Raw genomic sequence first — 20,144 nt, forward strand, 5'->3', positions numbered from 1 at the left:
CCTTGCGCAACTGCGACGGCTGCGACCGCGCGTTCCGTACGCCGGAACCCGGCCGCTGCCGCGACTGCCGGGCCCACGAGCGGCTCCTCGCAGCCGGCTGAGCAGAGGGCCCCGACGGCCGGGTGCGCGGCCCGCCCGCAGGCGGAACGCGCGATGAGGTTCCCGGAGCGTCGGCGCGGTCGATGCCCGCACTCCCGGCCGTGACCCGGGGGCGGGACGCCGCCGGGTCACTCGGGGCTCGCGGCCTGTCTCCTGGACCACGCGGTGGCGTCGGCTCCGTACCGGGCCAGGAGCCGTGCGAACTGGATCTGCTCCTCCGGCGACCAGGCGGCGGTGATCTCCAGGAACGCCTTTCGCTGTTCGGCGGCGAAGCGGTCGCGTACGGCCTCGCCGTGCTCGGTGAGTTCGAGCACCGTACGGCGTCCGTCGGACTGGGAGGCGGCCCGGCGCAGCAGTCCGTCCTCGATGCAGGCGGCCACGGTCCGGCTGGCCACCGGCTGGGCGACACCCATCTCGGCGGCGAGGCTGCCGACGGTCGTCTCGCCCGGCGCGTCGGCGATCACGTTGAGCACGAGATTGCGGGAGAGGTCCTTCCTCGATGCCGGTGCCCGTCGGCGCAGCCGTGACAACGCCGGGCCGATCTGGTCCAACGCCGTGTCGTCGGAGGGTTCGGGGAAGGACACGCGGCTCATAGGACCGAGTCTAGGGCCGGGGCGCACACTTGCATACCATCAGGCATTTGCATGCTGTCAGGTAACTGCATAGCATTAGGTATGTAAATCCTGGACGTGAGAAAACGAGGCGGACCGCTATGACCCTCACCGCGATCACCGGCGCGCAGATCTTCGACGGAGAGAAGGCGACAGGTGTGCAGACCGTGGTCGTCGACGGCGGGAGGATCGCGCGTGTCGGTGGCGACGCTCCCCGCGACAGCGAGATCGTCGACGGCGCCGGTGCCACCCTCCTGCCGGGACTGATCGACGCCCATGTCCACTCCGCCCCGGGTTCCCTGGCGCTCGCCCTGCGGTTCGGGGTGACGACCGAACTGGAGATGCAGGGGATGAACACTCGGGAGAACCGGGGGCTCATCACCGACGACGACACCCAGGCCGACGTGCGCTCCTCCGGCTTCGCCATCACACCGCCCGGTGGTCACCCGAGCGAGCTGATGCCCGAAGGGTTCCGGCCGAAGTGGGATCTCCCGCCGGTGATGCCCCTGATGCCGTTCTCCACCACCCCCGAGGAAGCGGCCCGCTTCGTGCCCCAGCTCCTCGCCCGGGGATCCGACTTCATCAAGTTCATGATCGACGACGGCAGCGTGGAGGGGCACCCCGGACTGCCCTCGCTCGACCAGGCCACCGTGAACGCCGGTGTGGCCGAGGCCAAGAAGTACGGCGCGCTGACCGTGGCCCATGCGCTGACCGTGGAGGCCACCTCGATGGCCGCCGAAGCCGGCATCGACGGCCTCACCCACGTGTTCATGGACCAGCCGCACACCGACGAGATCATCGGCATCATCAAGGACGCGGGCATGTTCGTCATTCCCTGCATCACTCTCAACGCCTCGATGATGGGGATCACCGGCAGCGCACTCGCCGACGACCCCCGGGTCGCGGCACGCCTCGACACCGAGTGGGACCGGACCTTGCGCTCCAGCTACAACCGCTACCCGCAGGGCAAGCTCGACGACGTGTACGACACCGTGCGCGCTCTGGACGCCGCCGGTGTCGACGTGCTGGCCGGCTCCGACGTCTCCATGCCCGAGACGTTCTTCGGCGGCCTGGCGCACGGAGCGAGCCTCCACCACGAACTGCAGTACCTCGTGGCCGCCGGCCTCACCCCCGCCCGGGCCCTGCGCGCGGCCACCGCGACCACGGCCCGCCGCTTCCGCCTCGGCGACCGGGGCCGCATCGCCGAGGGCCTCCGCGCCGATCTGCTGCTGGTCGACGGAGACCCGACGAGCACCATCGGCGACACCCTCAACACCCGCGCCGTCTGGCGCCGCGGCACCCGCCTGGCGGCCTGACCGCCGTGCCGTCCCGTGCGGGAGGCGCCGAGGGAGGCGGCGGGCCGCCGTGAGCCGTGCACGGCGGACCCGGCGGGCGCGAGGGACGGCCGTGCCCGGACTCCGGACGGTTCAGCGGGTTCGCGGGCGGGCGGTCGTCCGTGCAATGAACAGGCGTGCCTGTTCCTCGCTCGGCAGGTTCCCCAGTGAGATGAGGTGCGGCGCCTGTGCGAACCCCATCGCGCGGGCCGCCTCCTTCGCCGACCACAGTGCCCGCACGGTGCCCTGGACCCCGGCGGGGGGATACCCGGCGACGACGGCGGCGCAGGCGACGGCGGCGGCCGACGCCCCACCGGTGTCGGTGAGTTCGGACACCAGCCCGACGTCGAAGGCGCGCCGGGCGGAGATCCGTTCCGCCGTCCCCATGAGCATCATCCGCGCGACCTCCCCGTACGGCATCCGCTGCGCCAGGAGCACCGACTCGTAGGCGCTGACCATCCCGTACGTGGTGTGCGGGTCGAAGAACACGGCGTCGGCGCCCGCGACGACGAACTCGCACTCCCCGAGCAGGTAGAAGGCGCCCCCGCAGGCCATCCCCTCCACGGCGGCGACGACCGGCTTCCACAGGTCGTTCGCCTTCGGGCCGACGGTGAGCAGCGGATCGTCCTGCATGTACGGGGAGCCGGGCTGGGGCACGACGGCGTCCCGGTCGAGGCCGGTGCAGAACGCCCGCTGTCCGGCCCCGGTGAGGACGACGGCCCGTACCGAGTCGTCGAACCGCAACTCGCGCCAGATGTCCTGCAGTTCGCGGACTGCGTCGAGGTCGAGGGCGTTCAGCCGGGCCGGCCGGTCGAGGGTGACGACGGCGACCCCGGTGTCCTTGTCGATGTCCAGTCGCACACTCACGGCCGCTCCAGGACCCACTGCGGAAGCCCGTCGCCGTCGAAGACGACCTGTACGCGGGCGCCGATGCGGATGCGGTCGGGGGAGAAGGAGTCGATCGCCGCCCCCGGTCCGCTCACCAGGTTCCCCACCAGCCGGATGCGGGGCGCCTCGGCCAGCTCGACGAGGATCACGTTGTAGGGGGCGTGGGCGGCGTAGTCGGGCAGCAGGGGTGGGTGCGGGACGACGTAGGACCAGATCCGGCCGCGTCCCGACGTCCGCCGCCACTCGCTCGCGAAGGACTGGCAGTGCGGGCAGCAGGGGCGGGGCGGGAAGCGGGGTTCGCCGCAGTCGGCGCAGGCCTGGACGCGGAGTTCGCCCTGGGCGGCGTACCGCCAGAAGGGGGCGCCGTCGGCGTCGGTGACGGGGGTGAGCATCGCGGGATCAACTCCTCGGTGCGGTCAGTTCCTGAGCAGCAGGGCGGAGGTCGGGACGCCCTCGCCGGCGGTGACGAGGCAGGTCGCGGCGCCGGGCACCTGGGCGGTGCTGGTCCCGCGCAGCTGCTTGACGCCCTCGTTGATGAGGTTGAAGCCGTGCACGTAGGCCTCGCTGAGGCCGCCCCCGCCGGTGTTGAGGGGCAGCCGTCCGCCGGTCTCCAGGGCCCCTCCCTCGGTGAACGCGCCACCCTCTCCCCGGCCGCAGAACCCGTAGCCCTCCAGGGAGAGCGGGACGAGGGGCGTGAAGGCGTCGTAGATCTGCGCGACGTCGACGTCGGACGGGGTGAAGTCGGCGTGTTTCCACAGGTGCCGGGCGGCTGCCCAGGCGGGGCCGGTGAGGGGATCGTCGTTCCAGTAGTTGACCATGCCGTGGTGCTGGGCGGGCAGGCCCTGGGCGGCCGAGTGGACGTACACGGGTCTCCGGCGGCAGTCCCGGGCCCGCTCGCCGCTCACGATGACGCACGCCAACGCCCCGTCCGTCTCCAGGCAGTTGTCGTACAGACACAGGGGCTCGCTGATCCACCGGGACGACATGTACATCTCGCGGGTGAGCGGCCGTTCGTACATCACGGCGGCCGGGTTCTGGTTGGCGCGGTTGCGGCAGGCGAGGGCGACGTTGAAGAGATGGTCGCGGGTGGCGCCGTACTCGTGCAGATAGCGGCGGGCGAGCATGGCTATCTCGTCGGCGGGCCGCAGCAGCCCGAAGGGCCGGGTCCACTGGGCGGGGGTGGGGAGCTGGACGGCCGTGTTGGTCCACGGACGCGGCCCGGAGCCCCGTTTCCGCGACCGCCAGGCGACCCCCACCGTGGCCTGTCCGGCGGCGATGGCGGCGGCGAGGTGGGCGACGGTGGCGCAGGAACCGCCGCCGCCGAAACCGATCTTGCTGAAGAAGGACAGGTCCCCGAACCCGACGGCCTTGGCGAGCTCGACCTCGTCCGTCTCCTCCATGGTGTAGGAGGCGAGGGCGTCGACCTCACCGGGGGCGATCCCGGCGTCGTCGAGGGCCGCGAGGACGGCCCGGCAGGCGAGCGTCCGTTCGTCCTCGGGGAGGTGCTTGGCGAAGGACGTCTGCCCGATGCCGACGATGGCCGTGGCGTCCTTGATTCCGGTCACTGCGGGCATGCCGCACCCACCTCCACACGGCGACAGTGCTGCTGACAGTCCGTCAGGCTACCGCTAATCTGACGGTCAGTCAGCTAGAGGTTCGGTGGGGAGGCCGGTCGTGCGTGGTGACATGGAGTGGGGGACGATCCCCGGCCTGGTCCGCTGGTCCGCCGAGCGGTACGCGACGACCGAGGCGGTGGTGGAGGGCCGTACCCGTATCTCGTACGCCGAGCTCGGCGCCCGCGTCGAACGCGCGGCGGCGGCCTGTCTGGCGAACGGGGTGCGGGCGGGCGACCGCGTGGCCGTCTGGGCCCCGAACTCGCTGGACTGGATGGTGGCGGCGCTCGGCGCGGTGAGCGCGGGGGCGGTGCTGGTGCCCCTGAACACCCGCTTCAAGGGCACGGAGGCGGCGGACGTACTGCGCCGCAGCGGGACGCGTCTGCTGTTCGTGACGGGCACCTTCCTCGGGACGTCGTACGTGGCGTCGCTGCGGCGGGCGGCGGCGGAGGGCGTCGGCGGTGGCCCGCTGCCGGGGCTGCCCGCGCTGGAGCAGGTGGTGGTCCTCTCGGACGACGCCCCGGCGGACTTCCGGACCTGGAAGGACTTCCTGGCGAGCGGGGAGGGCATCGGGACGGCGGAGGTCCGGGCGCGGGCGGACCGGGTGGCGGGCGAGTGGCCCTCGGACATCGTCTTCACCTCGGGCACGACGGGCCGCCCCAAGGGCGCGGTGATCACCCACGCGCAGACCCTGCGGGCGTACGAGATCTGGACCGACCTCGCGGGGCTGCGGCAGGGCGACCGCTATCTGATCGTGAACCCCTTCTTCCACACCTTCGGCTACAAGGCGGGCGTGATCGCCTGTCTGATGCGGGGCGCGACGATGATCCCGCAGCCGGTGTTCAACGTGGACACGGTCCTCGCGAACGTGGCGTCGGAACGGGTCTCGGTCCTCCCGGGCCCGCCGACCCTGCACCAGTCGCTGCTGGACCACGCGTCCCGGGACAAGCACGACCTGTCGGCACTGCGACTGGTCGTCACGGGCGCGGCGGTGGTGCCGCTGCGGCTCGTCGAACGCCTGCGGGGCGAACTGGGCGTGGAGACCGTCCTGACGGCGTACGGCCTCTCGGAGGCGAGCGGTGTCGTCACGATGTGCCGTCGCGGGGACGACCCCACGGTCATCGCCTCGACGTCGGGCCGCGCGATCCCCGGCACCGAGGTGCGGGTGGACGCGGCGCCGGGCGAACCCGGGGAGGTCCTGGTCCGGGGCTTCAACGTGATGCGCGGCTACTACGAGGACGAGACGGCGACGGCGGAGGCCCTGACGGAGGACGGCTGGCTGCGCACCGGAGACGTGGGCGTCCTGGACGCCGCCGGCAACCTCCGGATCACCGACCGCCTGAAGGACATGTTCATCGTCGGCGGCTTCAACGCCTACCCGGCGGAGATAGAGCAGCGCCTCGGCCTGCACCCGGACGTGGCCGACGTGGCCGTGATCGGTGTCCCCGATCCGCGCCTGGGCGAGGTGGGCAAGGCGTACGTGGTGCGGCGGCCGGGCGCGGTCGCCACGGCCGACGACCTGATCGCCTGGGCCCGCCGGGAGATGGCCAACTACAAGGTGCCGAGGACGGTGGAGTTCGTGACCGTCCTGCCCCGCAACGCGAGCGGCAAGGTGGTGAAGGGCGAACTGCGCGCACGGTGACCGCGCGGCCCCGGACACACGTCGGCCGCGGCGGCTCCCCTCCGCGCCGCCGCGGCCGATCCCCGTCGAAGTGGTGACGGGTGGTGCCTACTTGCCGTCCAGGTCCAGGGCGGGCGGGACCGGCGCGTGGTTCTCGAGCGTGACGATCTTCTCCTCGGCCGCCGGCGTGGCCGCCCCGGCCTCCGGCGTCGCCGGCTTGGACAGGGCCGGCAGGATCGGAGCGTGGTTCTCCAGCGTGGTGATGTCCGCGGTGGCTTGCGTCGTCTGCTTCTCGGTGTTGCTCATGTTCGGCTCCCCCTGGGAGTGTTCAAGTGAGTGAGGCGCCTCTGTCCGGCGATTCCCCCGAGTATCGCCGGACAGAGACATGTGCCGGAGCCCACCCCCCAGCGGGCTCGTCCGGTCCGTCTGCCCCCCGAGGCGACGGACCGTTGAGTAGACCCTGCCAGGCGGTCATAAACGTTCGATGAACGCCGCCGAGGGCAGGTTACGACGCGTCCAGGGGCGCCAGCAGACGGCGTACCTCGGCCGCCTCGGGCGCTCCCGACCGCTCCAGGAGGGACAGGGCCTCGTGCCAGCAGGCTCGTGCCCGGTCCGACTGGCCGAGCGCGTGCAGGCTCCGGCCCAGCGCGGTCAGCACACTGCCCCGGATGAGGTCCCCGCCGATGAACCCGATCGCCAGCGCCTGTTCGGCGTGCTGCGCGGCCTGGGCCGGCCGCCGGTCGGCCAGGTGCAGCTGGGCGATGCGGAAGTGCGTCGTGCCCTCCCACAGGCGCTGCCGGTTGCTGCCGAACATCTCCAGCGCGTCCGACAACTGCACCAGGCCGTCGGAGAGTCTGCCGGCGCTGATCAGCGCGACGCCGAGGGCGTAACGGCCGTTCGCGAGGCGCAGGGTGAGTCCGAGTTGCTGGTAGATGTCGACGCCCTGCCGGGCCAGGGTGACGGCGTCGCTCGGGCGGTTCATCCGCTCGTAGAGCCGTGAGAGGTTGCACAGCGCGTTGGCCTCGCCCGGCCGGTTCCCGTCCGCCCGGTAGCCGTCCCTGGCGGTGGTGAGGAACTTCTCGGCCTCTTCGTAGCGGCCCTGGCCGAGGGCGATGATCCCCCGGTCGGTCGCCGCCCAGCTCACCGGCGTCGCGTCGTGCGCCGCCGTCGCGAGTTCGATCGCGCGCCGGGCCTCCTCGTCCGCCTCGGAGTAACGTCCGGCGGCCAGATGGACGTTGGACAGCGCCGTCCGCGCACGGCTCTCCGCGCGGACGTCGGCGGCGTCCTGCGCGGCGTCCCGCAGGGCCGTGGCCGCCCACTCGTACTGCTTCGCGTTCGCGCCCGACTCCGCCAGGTCCTTGGCGGCCCAGAGCAGATCGACGGCACGGCGCAGCCCGCTGCCCGACTGCTGCTGCCGTGCGCACGCCAGCAGGCACTGCGCCTCCGCGAAGAGCCAGTCGAGGGCCTGTGTCCGCTCGCCGAAGGACAGCCCCCGGTACGACGTGGGCTCCAGGTGGACGACCGTGCGGTCGCCGGGCCGCTCGATCGTGTACACGCCGGCCGCCGTCGCCAGATAGAAGTCCAGCAGCCGCGACAACGCGGTGCCGCGCTCGCCCGGTGGCTCGTCGCGGTCGGCGCACGCACGCGCGTAGAGCCGCACCAGGTCGTGGAACCGGTAGCGGCCGGGGGCCGCCGATTCCAGCAGGGAGGTGTCCACCAGGGACTCGAGCACGTCCTCGGTGTCCTCCACCGGCAGGTCCAGGACCGCCGCGGCCGCCGCCAGGGAGGTGTCCGGGCCGTCCGCCAGGCCGAGCAGCCGGAACGCGCGGGCCTGGGCGGGCTCCAGTGCGCCGTAGCCGAGTTCGAAGGTCGCCTTCACCGCCAGGTCGCCCGCCTGGAGCTCGTCCAGCCGGCGCCGTTCGTCCGCCAGCTTCGCGGCGAGGACGGACACCGTCCAGGTACGGCGGGCGGCCAGCCGGGAGGCCGCGATCCGGATCGCCAGCGGCAGGAAGCCGCACGCGGCCACCACGTCCAGCGCCGCCTTCCGCTCGGCCGCGACCCGCTCCTCGCCGACGATCCGGGTGAAGAGGGAGAGCGCCTCCTCGGGGGACATCACGTCCAGGTCGACGAGATGCGCTCCCGCCAGGTCCACCATCCGCACCCGTGAGGTGACCAGCGCCGCGCAGCCCTCCGTGCCCGGCAGCAGGGGGCGTATCTGGGCCGCGTCCTTCGCGTTGTCCAGCAGCACCAGCACCCGGCGGCCGTCCAGCACCGAGCGGTACAGCGCAGCCCGCTCCTCCAGGGAGTCGGGGATCGCCGAGTCCGCCGTGCCCAGGGCCCGCAGGAACGACCCGAGGACCGTCTCCGGCTCCGCCGACCGCGGCCCCGCGCCCTGGAGATCGACGTACAGCTGGCCGTCGGGGAAGGCGGGACGGGCCTGATGGGCCACGTGCACGGCGAGGGTCGTCTTGCCCACGCCCCCGATGCCCGCGAGCGCGGACACCGCCATCACCCGCCCGCCCGCGCCCGTGCCGTCACCGGCTCCGGCCAGCACCTCGCTCAGTTCCCGTACGAAGGCGGAGCGGCCGGTGAAGTCGGGCACGGTGGCCGGGAGTTGCGCGGGCCGCACCCGTACCACCGCCGGTTCCGCCGCCGGCGCCGACGGCTCCGCCAGCTCCGGGTCGGCCTGGAGGATGCGGTGCTGCAACCGCCGCAGTCCGGCCCGCGGATCCACCCCCAGCTCCTCGGCAAGCAGCCGTCGGGTGTCCGCGTACACCGCGAGCGCCTCCGCCTGCCGGCCGCTGCGGTACAGCGCCAGCATCAGCAGTTCGCGCAGCCGCTCACGGAGCGGGTACGCCGCGGTGAGCGCGGTGAGTTCGGAGACGGCCTCCGCGTGGCAGCCCTGCTCCAGGTCCATGTCCAGCCGGGACTCCAGCAGTCCCAGCCGCCATTCCTCCAGCCGGACGCGCTGCGCCTCCGCGTACGGCCCGGGGACGCCGGCCAGGGCCTCCCCGTCCCACAGCCCCAGCGTCCGGTTCAGCACCTCGCGGGCGTGGGACAGGTCCCCGGCGTTCCGCGCCTTCTCCGACTCCGCCGCCCATTCCTGCGCCACCGCCAGGTCGAACGAACCCTCGGCCAGTCCGCGTACCGCGTAGCCGCCCGACTCGCTCACCAGGACACCCGGGTCGAGCACCTTGCGCAGCCGGGAGGCGTAGGTCCGTACCGCCGCCAGCGCCTGCGACGGAGGCTCCTCGCCCCACAGCGCGTCGATCAGCTCGGCGGCCGTCGCCGTACGGCCCTCGCGCAGCAACAGGGCTGCCAGCAGGGCACGTTGCTGCGGTGAACCGGTGGCCAGCCGCTCGTCGCCGCGCCGTGCCCGCACCGGGCCGAGCACGTCGAAGCGCAGCGCCGCCGGCTCCTCGGTGGAGCCGGGACGCCTCTGCTCCGGCACACGCGGGTCGCGGTGTCCTACCCGGTCGTCCATCAGGGCTCCCCTTAGGCATCCGAATTACCAGGCCAGTTTGCCCTGTCCATGCCGGAAGCGTCAGCTTGCCCGGCAGCTGCACGGGAGTCCACACACCCCTCACATCCGGTGTGCACACATCCCCGCGGAGTCGATCAACTCCGGCTCCCGCCCACTAGCTGACGATCCGTCAGATCAGCGCTACCGTGCCCCCCATGGAGAACGCATTGGAGACCGCGAAGACCGCCCAGGCCACGGAGAACCTCCCGCTGATCATCTCCGTCGACGACCACACCGTGGAGCCGAGCACCGTCTGGCAGGACCGCCTCCCGAAGAAGTACCTCGACACCGGGCCCCGCGTCGTGCGGGCCCCGCTGAAGGAGATGACCTTCCTCGGCGGCCGCTTCAAGCCCGTCATGGGCGAGCCCGGCGACGACGGCCCGATCGGCGACTGGTGGATCTACGAGGACCTGCACCGCCCCCTCACCCGCCTGGACACCGCCGTCGGCTTCAGCAGGGACGAGATCAAGCTGGAGGTCATCACCTACGAGCAGATGCGCCCGGGGTCCTTCGACGTCCCGTCCCGGCTCGCCGACATGGACGTCAACCACGTCCAGTCCGCCGTCTGCTTCCCCACCTTCCCGCGCTTCTGCGGCCAGACCTTCACCGAGGCGGCCGACCACGAACTGGGCCTGCTGTGCGTGCGCGCCTACAACGACTGGATGGTGGAGGAGTGGTGCGGCCCGCAGGCGCGGGGCCGGCTCATCCCGCTCACCCTCATCCCGCTCTGGGACGCCGAACTGGCGGCGGCGGAGGTCCGGCGCAACGCCGCCCGCGGGGTCCGCGCGGTCGCCTTCTCCGAGATACCCCCGCACCTCGGCCTGCCCTCCGTCCACACCGACGACTGGGACCCCTTCCTCGCCGCCTGCGACGAGACCGGCACGGTCGTGGCCATGCACATCGGCTCGTCGAGCCGGATGCCGTCCACCTCCGCCGACGCCCCGCCCGCCGTCGGCTCCACCATCACCTTCGCCAACTGCTGTTTCTCGATGGTCGACTGGCTGATGAGCGGCAAGTTCGAGCGCTTCCCGAACCTGAAGGTGATGTACGCGGAGGGCCAGATCGGCTGGATCCCCTACATCCTGGAGCGCGCCGACGTGGTGTGGGAGGAGAACCGGGGCTGGGGCGGGGTCGCGGACAAGGTCCACCGTCCCCCGTCCGAACTGTTCGCCGACCACGTCTTCGGCTGCTTCTTCGACGACGCCTTCGGGCTCAGGAACCTCGACTCCATCGGCGTCGGGAACGTCCTCTACGAGACCGACTACCCGCACTCCGACTCCACCTGGCCGAAGTCGCGCGAGGTCGGCGAGGCGCAGATGGGCCACCTGGCGCCGGACGTGGTGGAGCGCATCGTACGGGGCAACGCGATCGAACTGCTGGGGCTGACCCCGGACGGCCTCTGGAGCCCGCGGTGAGTCTCGACTACGGCATCCAGCTCCCGGTCCAGTCCCAGTCCACGCTCTACGCCGAACCCTGGGAGGCGGACGCGGGCCCCGCCGACCTCGTCGAGATCGCCCGCGCCGCCGACCGCGCCGGATTCGCCTACGTCGCCGCCTGCGACCACGTGGCGATCCCGCACCGGCTGGCCGAGGCCATGAGCACGGTCTGGTACGACCCCGTGGCCACCCTCGCCCACCTGGCCGCCGTGACCGACCGGGTCCGGCTGCTCGCGCACGTCGCCGTCGTCGGCCTGCGCCACCCGCTGCTCACCGCCAAGCAGTACGCGACCCTCGACCACCTCAGCGGGGGCCGGCTGATCCTCGGCGTCGGCGCCGGTCACGTACGGGAGGAGTTCGAGGCGCTGGGGGTGGACTTCGAGCGGCGGGGCGCCGTGCTCGACGAGACGATCGACGCGCTGCGCGCCGCGCTCGGGCCGGACGAGTTCCCCTCCCACCACGGCAAGTCGTACGACTTCGAGGGGCTCGGGCAGCGGCCCCGGCCGACCCAGGCGCGGGTGCCGCTCTGGGTCGGCGGCTCCTCCCCGGCCGCCGTCCGCCGGGCGGCCCTCAAGGGCGACGGCTGGCTGCCCCAGGGCGACCCGAGGGACCGGCTGCCCGCGCAGATCGAGACGCTGCGGCGGCTGCGCGGGGACGACGCGCCGCTCACCGTCGGCGCCATCACCGAGCCGCTGTACGTCGGCGCCCCCGGCTGGGAGGTGGGCCGCCGCACCCTCACCGGGCCGCCCGAGGTCCTCGCCGAGTCGCTGCGGGCCTACGGGGCGATGGGCGTCCATCAGATCCAGGTGCGCTTCCGCTGCCGGAGCCGCACCGAACTCACCGACCAGATCGGCCTGTTCGGAGCCGAGGTGGGACCCCTGCTCGACCAGGCTTCTTGAAGTTTGAACATGTCCACGCCGGGCCGCGTATGTACGGACGTACGGACGTGATGGTTCCGGCGGAAGGACCCCGTGAGTGCGATCCTCCCAGCGACTCCTTGTCGCTCTCGCCTGCGCCGAGGACGACTGGCCGCACGAGGGCTGGCCCGCCCCCGACGACCCGTACGTGGGCCGGGTGGTGCGGGTCGCCCCGCCCTACGACACCCTGCACGAGGGTGAGCCGGACGTCGTCGTGCTGCGCTGCGCGGAGCCGGCGACGTCCTTCCCGGGGCTGCTGGCGGCGCTGGGCGGCCGCGGCGTCCCGGTGATCGTCGTCAGCCCCCGCACGGACACCGAGACGGTCGTCGGGGTCTTCCGGGGCGGCGCGGGCTATCTGGCCGAGGGCGACTACTGCACCCACATGCTGTCCTCCGCGGTGATGGCGGCCACCGTCGGCCACACCTACCTCTCCCCGTCCGCATGCGCCGCCCTGCGGGAGGGGGCCCGCCGGATGCCGGCGGCTGGCGACGCGATCGAGCGGCTGCGCGCGCTGCTCTCGCCGCGTGAACGGCAGGTCATGGAGCTGCTGTCGACCGGCCTCGGCGCCCAGGAGATCGGGCTGCGATTACGGCTGAGCGAGAAGACCGTCCGCAACAACCTCAGCAACATCTACGCCAAGATCGACGCCCGGGGCAGCACGGAAGCGGTCCTGCGATGGCTCGGCGCCACCCCGGCCGCACCCGTGCTTCGCACCTGAGAACCATCAGGGTGCAGGGATCTCCGCGAGCGGGAGGTCCGCGAGCGGGACCTCCACGTCGGTGACGTTTCCGCCGGCTTCGCCGAATCCCGGTTCCGTCGGGATGCTGTTCTCCGAGTTCTGGATTCCATTGGCCTCGGGCGTTCCGCATTTCACGTTCCGCAGCCAGAGCCGGCCGTCCGGCGTACCGTTCTTCAGGATCTGCGGATAGAAGACGTGGACGGTGCTCCCGCCCTCGCTCGGCGCGAAGAACACCTTCTGGCCCTCCTGGGCCTCCTTGTAGGTGGCCCGCAGGAATCCGCTCACGTCGGTGCGCTTGGCGGACCACATGAAGAAGCCGATGCTGTCCGGCTGGACGGTGTCGGAGCGGCTGAACGCCAGGCCGGTCGTCTTGTCGTCGCGGGTGATGTTGATTTCCGACGTGTTGAACTTCAGGCCGATCTCGAAGAAGGAGTTGCCGAGTTTCGTGCCGGCGTCGGCGGTGAACCCGTCCTCCAGCTGAATGGTCCTGGTGACGGACGTGCTCACGCTGAAGGTGTTCGTCGCGGCGGTCGTCGATCCGCAGTTCTGGGTCACGGGTGAGACGCGCTGATTGGGCCCGAGACTGTTCGCCTTGAACTGGACGTCGACGAACTCGCAGTTCTCCAGTGCGTTCGCGTCGGCCGCACAGTCGGCGGTCACCTCGGAGGGGGTGGCGGCGCCTGCCGGGTGCATCAGCGGCACGGCCACGGCGAGAGCCGCGACGGGGGCCAGGGCGAGGGTGATGCGCTTCTTCCTGCTGCGGTGGCTTCTGGCCCGGGGGGTGCGGGTGGTCATGGGATTCTCCTGTGGGGGATGCGGGTCGAGCTGCGGTGTCTCTGCTGCTTCGCGCAGGTCAGCAGTCCTCCAGGACCGCCTTGGAGGTGCCGTCCGCGACACCGGGCGCCCCAGCCGCGCCCGGCAGGATCACGGGCCCCTCGACGACGTCGGGTGCCACGAAGTTCTGCTCGGGGGAGGGGTTCACGGCGAAGCTTCCGGGGTCGGCGTCGAGCCGCACCCGCCACTCGCCGGTCATGCGCTGGAGCTTCGGCGTGAACTCCATGTGGAGGACCTTGCCGACCGGCACCTCCCGCTGTTCCGTGGCGCCTGCGGTGGCCGACTTCACGGTCATGTCCAGGGTGCCCTTGTGTTTCAGCCAGGAGCCGCTCAGGAATCCGAAGAGGCCGCCCCCGGCGCCTTGTTGCGTGACCGAGTACTTTCCCTGGCCCTGGGCCGCGGCCGCCGACCAGGTGATCGAGACCTTCGCCGGCTCGGCGGCGTTCGGTTCGCAGTTCGGGAAATCGATGGAGGACTTCTCGGTGGGGCCGTCGAAGGTCTCGAACTTCGTCTCGACGAAATCGCAGTTGTCGGACTCGAATCCGTCGGCGAAGGCGCCTCCGAAGTCGCTCACGGACTGCTGTTTCCCGTTGAGCACGGCGGACCTCTGGCACATCCTCATGATCTGGTCCGGTGTCTTCTCGTCGGCCGCGTTCGCCGACGGGAGCAGGGTGACGACGGCTCCGCCGGTCGCGAGAGCCGCACCGATCGCCACGTACCGGACCTTCCTGTTCCTCAGTCTTCTTCTGGCCACTGCGGACTCCATCCTTGGGTTCGGCTTTACCCGGCCGTGAAGGATTATTGGGGCCCCGGACGGGTGTCGGACAGAGTCAAATGTCCCTACCGGCAGGTCACTTGGTGTGTGCTTGTGCAATGCCCGGCCTCTCCCCGCACGCTTCGCGTCCACGCGCATCTGACGATTCGTCAGATGCGGCGATACGATGCTGAGCTCCACCGAGGCGAAGGGAGCCGGCATGGGCAAGCTCGACGGACGGGTGGTCCTCGTCACCGGATCGGCGCGTGGCCAGGGCGAGCAGGAGGCGCGGCTGTTCCGTGAGGAGGGCGCCGAGGTGATCGTCGCCGACGTGCTCGACGAGCAGGGGCAGGCGCTCGCCGAGGAGATCGGCGCGCTGTACGTCCACCTCGATGTGGGGGTGGAGGAGCAGTGGACCGCGGCGGTGCGGGAGGCCAAGCGGGCGTACGGCCATCTCGACGGGCTCGTCAACAACGCCGGCATCCTGCGGTTCAACGCCCTCGTCGACACCCCGCTGGACGAGTTCATGCAGGTCGTGCGGGTCAATCAGGTCGGCTGCTTCCTGGGCATCCGGACCGCCGCGCCGGAGCTGTCCGACGGCGGCACCATCGTCAACACCGCCTCCTACACCGGGCTCACCGGCATGGCGGCCGTGGGTGCCTACGCGGCTACCAAGCATGCGGTGCTCGGCCTCACCCGGGTCGCCGCCCTGGAGCTGGCGCCCCGCCGTATCCGGGTCAACGCGGTCTGTCCCGGAGCCATCGACACCGCGATGTCCAACCCGTCCCGGCTGGAGCCGGACTCCGACCCCGAGGAGACGACCCGCGCCCTCGACTCCCTCTATCGCAAGCTCGTGCCCCTGGGCCGGATCGGCCGCGCGGACGAGGTGGCCCGCCTCGCCCTGTTCCTCACCTCGCAGGACTCGTCGTACATCACCGGGCAACCGTTCGTGATCGACGGGGGATGGCTGGCGGGCGTTTCGGTCATCTGAGAGTTCGTCGGCTATTGACCATCCAGGAGCCCGGTGCCACAGTCGGCGGCATCCGCTGAATCTGACGAACCGTCAGTTAACCGCGATCCAGGAACCGGGACGGTGAACCTCCGTGGAATTCGGGCTCTTTGTACAGGGATACGTGGGCAAACGCGCCGAGACCGATCCGCTCGCCGAGCACAAGGCGCTGATGGAGGAGACCGAGTACGTCATCCAGGCGGACAAGTCCGGCTTCAAGTACGCCTGGGCGTCCGAGCACCACTTCCTGGAGGAGTACTCCCACCTCTCCGCCAACGACGTCTTCCTCGGCTACCTCGCCCACGCGACCGACCGCATCCACCTCGGCTCGGGCATCTTCAACCCGCTCGCCCAGGTCAACCACCCGGTGAAGGTCGCCGAGAAGGTCGCCATGCTCGACCATCTCACCGACAACCGCTTCGAGTTCGGCAGCGGACGCGGCGCTGGCTCGCACGAGATCCTCGGCTTCCTCCCCGGCATCACCGACATGAACTACACGAAGGAGATCTGGGAGGAGACCATCGCAGAGTTCCCGAAGATGTGGCTCCAGGACGAGTACGTCGGCTTCCAGGGCAAGCACTGGCAGCTGCCGCCGCGCAAGATCCTGCCGAAGCCGCACGGGAAGTCGCACCCGGCGATGTGGTACGCGGCCGGGTCGCCGCCCTCGTACGCGATGGCCGCCCGCAAGGGCCTCGGGGTGCTCGGCTTCAGCATCCAGAAGGTGTCCGACATGGAGTGGGTGCTGGAGCAGTACAAGACGGCGGTGGTGAACGCCGAACCGATCGGCGACTTCGTCAACGACAACGTGATGGTGACGACGACGGCGATCTGCGCGCCCACGCACGACGAGGCGATCCGGATCGCCGTCGAGGGCGGGCTGCACTACCTGCCCTCGCTGGTGTTCCGCTACCACGACACCTTCCCCCGGCCCGAGGGCTTCCCGGTCTGGCCGGAGACGCTGCCCGAGTACAACGCCGAGTTCGTCGAACTCCTCGTCGAGGAAGAGCTGTTGATCTGCGGTGACCCGGACGAGGTGCTGCGGCAGTGCAAGCGGTGGGAGCAGGCGGGCGCCGATCAGCTGTCCTTCGGACTGCCGGTGGGGGTGCCGAAGGAGGAGACGCTCCAGACGATCCGGCTGATCGGGGAGCAGGTCATTCCGAAGATCGACACGGATCCCGTCCATCGGACGACGCGGTTCCGGCAAGGCGCGTAGCCGCTGTCGCGGACCTGCGGGTGCGTCGTCGCCCCGGGGGCGCGGGTCGCCTGGCGGTCGCGGGTCCGTCGTGGCTGGTCGCGCCCACGCGGCGGAGCCGCACAGCGATACAGCCCCGCGCCCCTCGGGGGCGCCCATCGCATCGGAGTTGAGAAGGAGCCCTCATGCTCGATCACGTCATCAAAGGGGCGACCGTCGTCGATGGGACGGGCGCGCCCGGGTTCGTCGCCGACGTCGGGATCCGGGACGGGCGGATCGCCGTCGTCGGGTCGGTCACCGAGGAGGCGCGGACCAGCGAGGACGCGCGCGGGCTCGTCCTCGCTCCCGGGTTCGTGGATCCGCACACGCACTACGACGCCCAGCTGTTCTGGGATCCGTACGCCACCCCGTCCCTGAACCACGGGGTGACCACGGTCGCGGCCGGGAACTGCGGGTTCACGCTCGCGCCGCTGAACCCGGACCGTCCCGAGGACGCCGACTACACGCGTCGGATGATGTCCAAGGTGGAGGGCATGTCCCTGGTCGCGCTGGAGGAGGGGGCGCCCTGGAGCTGGCACGGCTTCGGGGAGTACCTGGACGCGCTGGAGGGGCGGATCGCCGTCAACGCCGGGTTCATGGTGGGCCATTGCGCGCTGCGCCGGTACGTGATGGGCGCGGACGCGGTGGGCGGGCAGCCGAGCGAGGCGCAGCTGGCCGACATCGTCCGGCTGCTGCACGAAGCCATGGACGCGGGCGCGTGGGGCTTCTCCACCACACAGTCCTCGACCCACTCCGACGGGGACGGACAGCCGGTCGCCTCCCGGCACGCCCGGCCGGAGGAGCTGCTCGCGCTGTCCCGGGCCGTCGGCGAGCACGAGGGCACCCAGATCGAGGCGATCGTGGCGGGCTGCCTGGACCAGTTCAGCGACGCCGAGATCGATCTGTTCGTGGAGATGAGCGCGGCCGCCGGACGACCCCTGAACTGGAACGTCCTGACCGTCGACGCGGCCGTTCCGGAACGCGTGCCCCGGCAGCTCATGGCGAGCGAACGGGCACGGAAGGCCGGCGGCCGGGTCGTCGCGCTGACCATGCCGATCCTCACGCCGATGAACATGTCGCTGGGCACGTTCTGCGCGCTGAACCTGATCCCGGGGTGGGGGCCGGTCCTCGGCCTGCCCGTCCCCGAGCGGATCGAGCGGCTGCGGGACCCGGAGGTGCGGGCGGAGCTGTTGAGGCGGGCCAACTCCAAGGAGGCGGGCGTCTTCCGGCGGTTGACCAACTTCGGCCGGTATGTCATCGGCGACACCTACAGCGCGGCGAACGAGGGCCTCACCGGGCGGGTCGTACGCGACATCGCCGCCGAACGCGGCCTGGACCCCTTCGCCTGTCTGGTCGAGATCTGCGCCGCCGACGAACTGCGTACGGTCCTGTGGCCCATGCCGACGGACAACGACCCGGACTCCTGGGCGCTGCGGGCGGACACCTGGAGCCACGAGGACGTACTGCTCGGCGGCTCCGACGCGGGCGCGCACCTGGACCGGATGTGCGGGGCGCCGTACACCACGCGCTTCCTCGGCGACTGTCTGCGCGGCCGGAGACTGGCGGGCCTGGAGCAGGCGGTGAAGATGCTGACGGACGACCCGGCGCGGCTGTTCGGCCTCCGGGAGAGGGGCCGGATCCGGGAGGGCTGGCATGCGGACCTCGTCCTGTTCGACCCGGAGCGGATCGACGCCGGCAAGGCCACCCTGGTGCACGACCTGCCGGGCGACAGCCCTCGGCTGGACTCGAAGGCGCTCGGCGTGCGGGCGGTCTGGGTCAACGGCGTGGCGGCCATCCGGGACGACGTGGTGACGGGCGCCGTCCCGGGCCGGGTGCTGCGCTCGGGGCGGGACACCAGGACGGTGAGCACCAGGTGACCGACGGGAGCGGCACGACCGACGGGTCCGGTGGGTCGCACGGCTTCGGCGGGCAGCGGCTGTTCGTCGGCGGTGCCTGGGTGGAGCCCGACGGGGGGCACTACGAGGTCGTCGACCCGGCGACCGAGGGGACCGTCGGTCTGGCTCCGGAGGCCTCCCGGGAGCAGGTGCGCGCTGCCTGCGCGGCGGCCCGGGAGGCCTTCGGGCCCTGGTCGCGCACTCCGGCCGAGGAGCGGGCGGCGATCCTCGCCCGGGCGGCCGACATCATGCGCGCCCGGCTGCTGCCGTACGCCGAACTGGCCCAGGCGGAGACCGGCGCCACGACCGGCACCGCGCGCGGGATGCAGGTCGGGGTGGGGGTGGCCCGCTTCCGGCGCTACGCGCGCGTGGAGCCCGCCGAGTGGCCGATCGCGCCACAGGTCAACGAGGCCGGACCGATGGGGAAGGCGGGCGTGATGGGCGCGGTCGCCGTACGGCAGCCGGTCGGCGTCGTCACGTGCGTCACCTCCTACAACAACCCGTGGGCGAACCCGGCCGGAAAGGTCGCCCCGGCACTCGCCATGGGCAACACGGTGGTCGTCAAACCGGCCCCGCAGGACCCCCTGTCCGTCTACCGGATGGCGGAGGCGCTGGAGGCGGCGGGCGTGCCGCGCGGGGTGGTGAACGTCGTCTCCGGGCGGGCCGTCGGGATCGGTGAGACGGCGGTGTCGTCGCCGGACGTCGACATGGTGAGCTTCACCGGCTCGACGGCGGTCGGGCAGCGCATCGCCGAGGTGTGCGGCCGGGACATGCGGCGCCAGCTGATGGAGCTGGGCGGGAAGGGCGCGGCGGTCGTCCTCGACGACGCGGACCTCGCCTCGGCGGTGGCCGGCATCGGCACCACCTTCTCCTTCTACAGCGGCCAGATCTGCACCGCCCCGACGCGGGTGCTGGCACAGCGTCGGGTGTACGACCGGCTGGTGGAGCAACTCGCCGCGTACGCGGGCCGGTTGGCGGTGGGTGATCCCCGGGCGCCGGACACGGTGGTCGGCCCGGTGATCTCGGCCGCCCACCGGGACCGGGTGGAGGCGTACGTCGAACTCGGCCGGAAGGAAGGGGCGGTGGTCGTCGCGGGTGGCGAACGCCCGCCGCTGGAACGGGGTTTCTACGTCGCCCCCACCCTCCTCGCCGACTGCACGAACGACATGCGGGTGGCGCGGGAGGAGATCTTCGGCCCGGTGGTCACGGTCATCCCCTTCGACGAGGAGGAGGAGGGCATCGCCCTGGCCAACGACAGCGACTACGGCCTGATCGACTACGTCTGGTCGGCGGACGTGGCCCGCGCCTTCCGGGTCGCCCGCAGGCTCCGGGCCGGCGGCGTCGGCATCAACACCGTGGGCCGCAACATGGAGGCCCCGTTCGGCGGGTTCAAGCGGAGCGGCGTCGGGCGGGACGTCGGCTCGTACGCGCTGCACGCGTACAGCGAGGTGCAGTCGATCGTGTGGCCGGGGTGAGAACGCCGCACGCACCGCCCCTCACAGGTCGAGAACGGCACGGAGCCCGATCTCGACCGCTTCCGTGATCCGCTCGTCCACAGCGCCCGGATCCTCGGTGAACCGCACGGCGGACAGGTTCCGGAACGCACCGAGCACGACCGGGCCGGCCGAGGGCGAACTCAC

18 protein-coding genes are annotated in these 20,144 nt (G+C 71.7%); 9 read left to right on the plus strand and 9 right to left on the minus strand.

What is annotated here, in order from left to right:
• Positions 1 to 227: 227 nt before the first annotated feature.
• Positions 228 to 692: a MarR family winged helix-turn-helix transcriptional regulator gene (locus OHU34_RS23870; protein WP_142264837.1), complete on the minus strand. Its 465-nt coding sequence runs from the start codon at positions 690 to 692 to the stop codon at positions 228 to 230.
• 119 nt (positions 693 to 811) lie between these two features.
• Between OHU34_RS23870 and OHU34_RS23875 the strand changes: the two genes are divergently transcribed.
• Complete coding sequence (locus OHU34_RS23875; RefSeq protein WP_142264836.1) at positions 812 to 2,026, plus strand: amidohydrolase family protein; 1,215 nt, start codon at positions 812 to 814, stop codon at positions 2,024 to 2,026.
• A 111-nt stretch (positions 2,027 to 2,137) separates the two neighbouring features.
• Here OHU34_RS23875 and OHU34_RS23880 read toward each other — a convergent pair whose 3' ends face one another.
• The 3 genes from OHU34_RS23880 to OHU34_RS23890 are packed head-to-tail and all read right to left on the minus strand — an operon-like array spanning position 2,138 to position 4,506.
• Positions 2,138 to 2,911, minus strand: coding sequence for an enoyl-CoA hydratase/isomerase family protein (locus OHU34_RS23880; protein ID WP_142264835.1), 774 nt, complete (start codon positions 2,909 to 2,911; stop codon positions 2,138 to 2,140).
• Complete coding sequence (locus OHU34_RS23885; protein WP_142264834.1) at positions 2,908 to 3,324, minus strand: Zn-ribbon domain-containing OB-fold protein; 417 nt, start codon at positions 3,322 to 3,324, stop codon at positions 2,908 to 2,910. Before OHU34_RS23885 ends, OHU34_RS23880 begins: the two co-directional genes overlap by 4 nt.
• Positions 3,325 to 3,348: 24 nt before the next feature.
• Positions 3,349 to 4,506, minus strand: coding sequence for a lipid-transfer protein (locus tag OHU34_RS23890; RefSeq protein WP_020131991.1), 1,158 nt, complete (start codon positions 4,504 to 4,506; stop codon positions 3,349 to 3,351).
• Positions 4,507 to 4,618: 112 nt separating this feature from the next.
• Between OHU34_RS23890 and OHU34_RS23895 the strand changes: the two genes are divergently transcribed.
• A complete protein-coding gene (locus OHU34_RS23895) occupies positions 4,619 to 6,187 on the plus strand; it encodes a FadD3 family acyl-CoA ligase (RefSeq protein WP_405772344.1) in 1,569 nt (522 codons plus the stop codon).
• Positions 6,188 to 6,274: 87 nt separating this feature from the next.
• Here OHU34_RS23895 and OHU34_RS23900 read toward each other — a convergent pair whose 3' ends face one another.
• Both OHU34_RS23900 and OHU34_RS23905 read right to left on the minus strand, forming a co-directional pair.
• Complete coding sequence (locus OHU34_RS23900; RefSeq protein WP_142264833.1) at positions 6,275 to 6,472, minus strand: hypothetical protein; 198 nt, start codon at positions 6,470 to 6,472, stop codon at positions 6,275 to 6,277.
• 199 nt (positions 6,473 to 6,671) lie between these two features.
• The gene (locus OHU34_RS23905) at positions 6,672 to 9,650 is read right to left on the minus strand and encodes a BTAD domain-containing putative transcriptional regulator (RefSeq protein WP_142264832.1); all 2,979 of its coding nucleotides are present in this window, start codon (positions 9,648 to 9,650) and stop codon (positions 6,672 to 6,674) included.
• Positions 9,651 to 9,844: 194 nt separating this feature from the next.
• Here OHU34_RS23905 and OHU34_RS23910 point away from each other — a divergent pair, with 194 nt between their 5' ends.
• From OHU34_RS23910 to OHU34_RS23920, 3 genes are all read left to right on the plus strand, one after another.
• Positions 9,845 to 11,104, plus strand: a complete 1,260-nt coding sequence (locus OHU34_RS23910; RefSeq protein WP_142264831.1) for an amidohydrolase family protein — start codon at positions 9,845 to 9,847, stop codon at positions 11,102 to 11,104.
• The gene (locus tag OHU34_RS23915; RefSeq protein WP_142264830.1) at positions 11,101 to 12,024 is read left to right on the plus strand and encodes an LLM class F420-dependent oxidoreductase; all 924 of its coding nucleotides are present in this window, start codon (positions 11,101 to 11,103) and stop codon (positions 12,022 to 12,024) included. Before OHU34_RS23910 ends, OHU34_RS23915 begins: the two co-directional genes overlap by 4 nt.
• Positions 12,025 to 12,100: 76 nt before the next feature.
• The gene (locus OHU34_RS23920; protein WP_142264829.1) at positions 12,101 to 12,760 is read left to right on the plus strand and encodes a response regulator transcription factor; all 660 of its coding nucleotides are present in this window, start codon (positions 12,101 to 12,103) and stop codon (positions 12,758 to 12,760) included.
• A gap of 6 nt (positions 12,761 to 12,766) precedes the next feature.
• Here the strand turns inward: OHU34_RS23920 and OHU34_RS23925 are convergent, their stop codons facing one another.
• Both OHU34_RS23925 and OHU34_RS23930 read right to left on the minus strand, forming a co-directional pair.
• Entirely contained in the window at positions 12,767 to 13,576 is an 810-nt protein-coding gene (locus OHU34_RS23925; protein ID WP_405768220.1) for a hypothetical protein, read from the minus strand.
• A gap of 58 nt (positions 13,577 to 13,634) precedes the next feature.
• Positions 13,635 to 14,330: a hypothetical protein gene (locus OHU34_RS23930; RefSeq protein WP_142264827.1), complete on the minus strand. Its 696-nt coding sequence runs from the start codon at positions 14,328 to 14,330 to the stop codon at positions 13,635 to 13,637.
• 259 nt (positions 14,331 to 14,589) lie between these two features.
• Between OHU34_RS23930 and OHU34_RS23935 the strand changes: the two genes are divergently transcribed.
• From OHU34_RS23935 to OHU34_RS23950, 4 genes are all read left to right on the plus strand, one after another.
• Positions 14,590 to 15,360 (plus strand): SDR family NAD(P)-dependent oxidoreductase, encoded by a 771-nt coding sequence (locus tag OHU34_RS23935; protein WP_142264826.1) that lies wholly within the window; start codon positions 14,590 to 14,592, stop codon positions 15,358 to 15,360.
• Between the two features lie 112 nt (positions 15,361 to 15,472).
• Positions 15,473 to 16,591, plus strand: coding sequence for an LLM class flavin-dependent oxidoreductase (locus OHU34_RS23940; RefSeq protein ID WP_082413031.1), 1,119 nt, complete (start codon positions 15,473 to 15,475; stop codon positions 16,589 to 16,591).
• A gap of 164 nt (positions 16,592 to 16,755) precedes the next feature.
• Positions 16,756 to 18,486 carry an amidohydrolase family protein gene (locus OHU34_RS23945; RefSeq protein ID WP_142264825.1) on the plus strand — a complete coding sequence of 577 codons (1,731 nt, stop codon included), beginning with the start codon at positions 16,756 to 16,758 and terminating at the stop codon, positions 18,484 to 18,486.
• A complete protein-coding gene (locus OHU34_RS23950; RefSeq protein WP_142264824.1) occupies positions 18,483 to 19,979 on the plus strand; it encodes an aldehyde dehydrogenase family protein in 1,497 nt (498 codons plus the stop codon). The genes OHU34_RS23945 and OHU34_RS23950 overlap by 4 nt, the downstream gene beginning before the upstream one ends.
• A 21-nt stretch (positions 19,980 to 20,000) precedes the next feature.
• Here OHU34_RS23950 and OHU34_RS23955 read toward each other — a convergent pair whose 3' ends face one another.
• Complete coding sequence (locus OHU34_RS23955) at positions 20,001 to 20,144, minus strand: hypothetical protein (protein ID WP_160159982.1); 144 nt, start codon at positions 20,142 to 20,144, stop codon at positions 20,001 to 20,003.

This window comes from Streptomyces sp. NBC_00080 (genome assembly GCF_045041255.1).
Taxonomy (GTDB): domain Bacteria; phylum Actinomycetota; class Actinomycetes; order Streptomycetales; family Streptomycetaceae; genus Streptomyces; species Streptomyces coriariae.